The 5,605-nt window shown below is 78.0% G+C and carries 5 protein-coding genes, 1 tRNA gene and 1 pseudogene; all 7 read right to left on the bottom strand.

The annotated features are described in order from the left end of the window. Positions 1-324, bottom strand: a pseudogene (locus tag HLB09_RS17855) (DUF881 domain-containing protein); the annotation flags it as partial. Continuing rightward, complete coding sequence (locus HLB09_RS12180) at positions 321-1,001, bottom strand: CDP-alcohol phosphatidyltransferase family protein (protein WP_171203632.1); 681 nt, start codon at positions 999-1,001, stop codon at positions 321-323. The pseudogene HLB09_RS17855 and the gene HLB09_RS12180, both read right to left, overlap by 4 nt. A 176-nt stretch (positions 1,002-1,177) precedes the next feature. Beyond that, positions 1,178-1,251, bottom strand: a tRNA-Pro gene (locus HLB09_RS12175). 105 nt (positions 1,252-1,356) lie between these two features. Beyond that, positions 1,357-2,868 (bottom strand): ribosome biogenesis GTPase Der, encoded by a 1,512-nt coding sequence (der, locus tag HLB09_RS12170; protein ID WP_171203633.1) that lies wholly within the window; start codon positions 2,866-2,868, stop codon positions 1,357-1,359. 40 nt (positions 2,869-2,908) lie between these two features. Beyond that, the gene (locus tag HLB09_RS12165) at positions 2,909-3,676 is read right to left on the bottom strand and encodes a lysophospholipid acyltransferase family protein (protein ID WP_171203631.1); all 768 of its coding nucleotides are present in this window, start codon (positions 3,674-3,676) and stop codon (positions 2,909-2,911) included. Then, positions 3,673-4,440: a (d)CMP kinase gene (gene cmk, locus HLB09_RS12160; RefSeq protein WP_171203630.1), complete on the bottom strand. Its 768-nt coding sequence runs from the start codon at positions 4,438-4,440 to the stop codon at positions 3,673-3,675. Before cmk ends, HLB09_RS12165 begins: the two co-directional genes overlap by 4 nt. A 150-nt stretch (positions 4,441-4,590) precedes the next feature. Continuing rightward, on the bottom strand, positions 4,591-5,605 hold a 1,015-nt coding region (locus tag HLB09_RS12155), incomplete at its 5' end, for a prephenate dehydrogenase/arogenate dehydrogenase family protein (RefSeq protein WP_171203629.1).

Genomic DNA, 5,605 nt, shown 5'->3' with positions numbered 1-5,605 from the left:
GTCGGCGCGCGCGCCCTCGACGGCGGAGGCCAGCGCGTCCACCTCGCCCTGGCGCTGCTCGGCCTCGGCGCGCAGGGCGGCGGTCGTGCCCTCGGCGCCGGGCGCGCGCAGCTGCACGACGCCCACGACGGCGAGGAGCCCGGCGAGCAGGCCCAGACCGGCCGTCACGGCCCTGCGGGGGCGGGTCGCCGGGGGCGCCGTCCCGGTGCGGCGCGCCGCGGCCGCGGCCGCGTACCCGGGGTCGAGCGGGCGCTCCATGACCTCCCGCAGGAGCGTCATGGACGCGTCGGGGCGGCGGCCCGCCACGCCGGCGGCGGGGCTCACGTGCCGGCCCCCGCGACGGCCCGCCCGTCCGCCGGCCCGGCGTCCGCGCGCACGAGGAGCCGGACCTGGTGGACGTAGAGCAGACCGGCCCACCAGTAGAGGCCCGTGCCCCACCAGGCGAAGGCCCAGCCGAGGGCCTCGGCCGCCGGCCCGAGCGGGCTCAGGGCGCCGCCGACCTGGGCGAGGAGGATGAGGGGGAAGGCGTAGAGGAGGCAGAAGGTCGCCGCCTTGCCGAGGTAGTGGACCTCGAGCGTGCCGTACCCGTGCCGCGAGAGCACCGGCACCGTGAGCGCCAGGACGACGTCGCGCAGCGCGATGAGCGCGACCAGCCACCACGGGACGACGTCCCGCCAGGCCAGGCCGACGAGCGTCACCGCGATGTAGAGGCGGTCGGCGGCCGGGTCGAGGACCCGACCGAGCCGTGACGTCTGGTGCCACCGCCGGGCGAGGTACCCGTCGACCCAGTCCGAGGCGCCCGAGACCATGAGGACGAGGAGCGCCCAGCCGTCGCGCTCGGTCGCGATGAGGACGGCGAAGACGGGGACGAGGAGCAGCCGGGCGGCGCTGATGGCGTTGGGGACGGTGAGCACCTCGTCGGTGTCCATGTCCGCCGCCGTGGACCCCCGCGGCGCGGGCGAGCTGCCGCTGCCCCGCTGCGGGGCGCTCGAGCCCTCCACGCGCACCTCCCCTGCCCGTCCGGCACCGGTCCTCACCGGCACGGGGCGTGAGCCTACGGGGCCCCGGTGACGGCGGGAGCCGCGCACCCGGCGGCGCGGGCGAGGGCTCGGGCGCTCGGGGGCCCCGGAGACGACGAAGGCCCTGGCGGGAGCGGTGCTCCCACCAGGGCCGTGCGTCGGGATGACAGGATTTGAACCTGCGACCCCTTGACCCCCAGTCAAGTGCGCTACCAAGCTGCGCCACATCCCGAGCTGCCGTGCACCGGCTCGCGCCCGCCCCGGAGGGCGGCCGGCGGACCGCTGCGGCGCCGCAGACACTACCGCACCGGCGGGGCCGCTCGACCCCCGTCGGCGCTCAGCGACGACGCCGCTCGCGCACCCGGACGCTGAGCTCGACGGGCGAGCCCTCGAAGCCGAACTCCTCGCGCAGTCGCCGCTCGAGGAAGCGCCGGTAGCCCGCCTCGAGGAAGCCGGAGGCGAAGACGACGAAGCGGGGCGGCTGGGTCGACGGCTGCGTGCCGAAGAGGATCCGCGGCTGCTTGCCGCCGCGGACGGGGTGCGGGTGCTCGGCGACGACCTGGCCGAGGAAGCTGTTGAGCCGACCCGTCGGGACGCGCGTCCCCCACGAGTCCAGGGCGACGTCGAGGGCGGGGACGAGGCGCTCGAGGTGGCGCCCCGTGCGGGCGGACACGTTGACCCGCGGCGCCCAGCGGACCTGCACGAGGTCGCGCTCGAGCTCCCGCTCCAGGTAGTAGCGGCGCTCCTCGTCGACGAGGTCCCACTTGTTCACGGCGAGCACGAGGGCCCGCCCCGCCTCGACGACCGTCGAGATGATGCGGGTGTCCTGCTCGGTGAGGGTCTCCGAGCCGTCGACGAGGACGACGGCGACCTCCGCCTTCTCCAGCGCGGCCTGCGTGCGCAGCGACGCGTAGAAGTCCGCCCCGCTCGACTGGTGCACCCGGCGGCGGATGCCGGCCGTGTCGACGAAGACCCACTCGCGCCCGGCGAGCTCGACGACCTCGTCCACCGGGTCGCGGGTCGTCCCGGCGGTGGCGTCGACGACGACCCGGTCGCTGCCCGTGAGCTTGTTGAGCATGCTCGACTTGCCGACGTTCGGGCGGCCCAGGAGGGCCACGCGCCGCATCCCGGACGGGCGCTCGCGGGCGGCCTGCAGCTCCTCGGGGACCGCCGCGAGGACGGCGTCGAGGAGGTCGCCCGACCCCCGGCCGTGGACGGAGGAGACGGGGTGCGGCTCACCCAGCCCGAGGGACCACAGCGTCGCCGCGTCGGCCTCGCCGCGCTGGTCGTCGACCTTGTTGGCCGCGAGGACGACGGGCTTGCCCGAGCGCCGCAGGAGCCGGACGACGGCCTCGTCGGTGCCGGTGGCGCCGACCGTCGCGTCGACGACGAGCACGACGACGTCGGCCGCCTCGACGGCGACCTCGGCCTGCGCGGCGACGCGCGCCTCCAGCCCGGCGACGTCCTGCTCCCACCCGCCGGTGTCGACGAGCGTGAAGCGCTGCCCCGACCACTCCGCGGGGTAGCTGACGCGGTCGCGGGTGATGCCGGGCAGGTCCTGCACGACCGCCTCGCGGCGGCCCAGGATGCGGTTGACGAGGCTCGACTTGCCGACGTTGGGGCGCCCGACGACGGCGACGACGGGCAGCACCTCGAGCGGCTCCGCGGCCGCGCCCGTCTCCTCGGCGAGCAGGAGGGCGTAGTCCTCGTCGGAGAGCTCGTAGTCCTCCAGGCCGGCCCGCAGCGCGGTGGTCCGGTCGGCCCCCTCGGCGCCGCCCTCGAGGTCGTCGACCGCTCCGGCGACCTCGACCTCGTCCGTCCGCTCGTCGTCCATCTGCTGGTCCACCATCTCGTCCTCCGGCCCCGGGGCGGCCCCGTCGGCGTCCACGTCAGGACCTCCCCGGCCCGGCGGGCCGCTCGACGTCGTCCGGCAGCGGCATGCCGGTCAGCTCCACCGCCGCGTGCACGTGGGCGGTCATCGCCCCGCGCAGGTCCTCGGTGGCCTGCTGGAGCGCGTCCCGGCGCGGCACGCCGGCGCGCGGGGTGAGCGACACCGGCTCGCCGAAGACGACGTGCACGGGCTGGCGCGGGCGCGGCAGGTCGGTGCGCGACCCGCCCGCCCGCTTCGTGCCGAGCAGCGCGACGGGCACGACGGGCGCTCCGGTCTGCAGCGCGAGCCACGTGACGCCGGACTGCATGGCGGCGACGTCGCCGCGCCCGCGGGTGCCCTCGGGGAAGACGCCGACGGAGCCGCCGCGGCGCAGCACGGCGACCGCGGTGACGAGCGCGCCGCGGTCGCCGGTGCGGTCGACGGGGATCTGCCCGCAGCCGCGCAGGACGACGCCCAGCGGGCCGGTGAACATCTCCTTCTTGACGAGGAAGTGCGTGCCCCGCGGCGCCATGCCCATGAGCAGCGGCCCGTCGAGGAAGCCGAGGTGGTTGCTCGCGAGGAGCACCGGCCCGTCGGCGGGCACGTTGTCGAGGCCGTGGCGCGTGACGCTCCACAGGGTGCGGGAGAGCACCCAGCCCACCGGCTTGCCCCACTTCGGGCCGAAGGTGCCGGGGACCTCGCGGCCGCCCGAGGCCGGACGACGGGCCGGCGCCCCGCTCCTCCCGCTGCGGCCCTCCTCGCCGCCGCCCTTCCCGACCGCGCTCACCGGGCGCCCGCCCGGTCGGCGCGCTCGAGGGCGCTCGCGCTGACCTGCTCCGGCGGGAGGGCCGCGGGGACGGCCCGCGCGACGAGCGCGAGGACGGCCTCGACGGTCTCCTCGAGGGTCAGGGCGGAGGAGTCCACGGTGACGACGCCGTCGGCCGCCACGGAGAACTCCGAGACGGTCGCGTCGTCGCGGTCCCGGCGCAGCACCTCGTCGCGGGTGGCCTCGCGGGAGGAGGCGTCGTCGCTCCCGTGGACGTCGAGGGAGCGGCGGCGGAGCCGGGCCTCCTCGTCGGCGACGAGGAGCACCCGCACGTCGGCGTCGGGGACGACGACGGTGGTGGTGTCGCGGCCCTCGGCGACGACGCCGCGCTCGCGGCGGGCGAGGTCGACGACCGCGCGCTGGCGGCGGCGGAGCTCGGCGCGCACGTCGAGGTTGGTCGCGACGGCGCTGACGGCGGCGGACACGCGGCTCGCCCGCAGGTCGTCGGTGACGACGCGCCCGCCGACGCGCACCGACGGCGCGGACGGGTCGGTGCCGAGCTCGAGCTCGATCTGGCGCGCCACCTCGGCGACGGCCCCGCGGTCGGAGAGGTCGACGTCGTTCTCCAGGCACCACCAGCAGACGGCCCGGTAGGTGGCCCCGGTGTCGAGGTACGCCGTGCCGAGCCGGGCCGCGACGGCGCGGCTCACGCTGGACTTGCCGGAGCCCGACGGCCCGTCCACGGCGACGACGACCGGGGCGGCGGCTGGGCGGGGAGCGGGCATGCGGGTCCTGACGTCGGTGCGGTCGGGGAGGACCGGCCTCCTCCGCGGGCGGGCGCGGAGCGGCTCAGGTCGCGCCCAGGGTAGTCGCTGGCGCCCGCGGGGCCGGTCGCCCGCCGCGCGCGCCCCCGCCCCCGCTGCCCGACGCCGCCCTCAGCCGGCGACGCGCCAGCCGCGCGGCGGCAGCTCGGCCTCGAGGCGGGGCCGTCCCGCGGGCAGGACGGAGAGCTCGGCGAGGCCCAGGAGGCGCCCGGGCGCGTGCTCGAGCTTGACGTCCTCGACGCTCACCCCGAGGTCGGCCACGTCGGCGAACAGGCGCGCCAGGCTGCCGGGCTCGTCGGGGACCAGCACGGCGACGACCTCGACGGGCACGGGGTCGGCCCCGTGCTTGCCCGGCACGCGCGCGCCATCGACGAGGGCGCCCAGCACGGCGTCGAGGTCCGAGCGCAGCGCGTGCAGCGCCCGCGCCACCGGCGCCGCGTTCGCCCCGAGGATCTGCACCCACAGCCCGGGGTCGCTGGCGGCGATGCGGGTGACGTCCCGCAGCCCCTGTCCGGCGAGCGCGACGGCCCCGGAGGGGGCCTCGAGCAGCCGCGCGGCCACGAGGCTCGCCGCCACCTGCGGCACGTGCGAGACCAGCGCCACCGCCTCGTCGTGCTCGGCCGCCCCCATGACGACGGGCACGCCCCGGCAGTCGGCGACGACGTCGAGGACCCGCTCGAGGGCCCCCGCGGCTGGACCTCCCGGGTCCCCGGCGACATCTCCGGTCGGCGCCGCAGACGCACCGCCCCGAGCACCGCCCTGAGCACCGTCCGGGGCACCGCCCTGAGCACCGTCCGGAGGCACGAGCACCCAGGGACGGCCCGTGAAGAGGTCGGCCCGCGCGCTCGTGGCGCCCGAGCGCTCGCGGCCGGCCATGGGGTGGCCGCCGACGTAGCGCAGCACGGCCGACGGGTCGGCGCCGTCGCGGGCGAGCGCCGCGGCGACGCCGTCGAGCACGGCGCCCTTGACGCTGGCGACGTCGGTGACGACGGCGCGGGGGTGCGCCCGCAGGCGCTCGGCGACGACCTCGGCCGTGACGTCCGGCGGGGCGGCCACGAGGACGACGGACGGGTCCTCGGCCGGGCCGGCCAGGCGGCCGGCGCCGACGTCGCGCGCCAGGGCGCGG

The organism is Pseudokineococcus marinus, from assembly GCF_013004605.1.
Lineage (GTDB): Bacteria > Actinomycetota > Actinomycetes > Actinomycetales > Quadrisphaeraceae > Pseudokineococcus > Pseudokineococcus marinus.
Note: the sequence above shows the minus strand (reverse complement) of the source record. Positions and strands in the feature narration are given on the sequence as shown.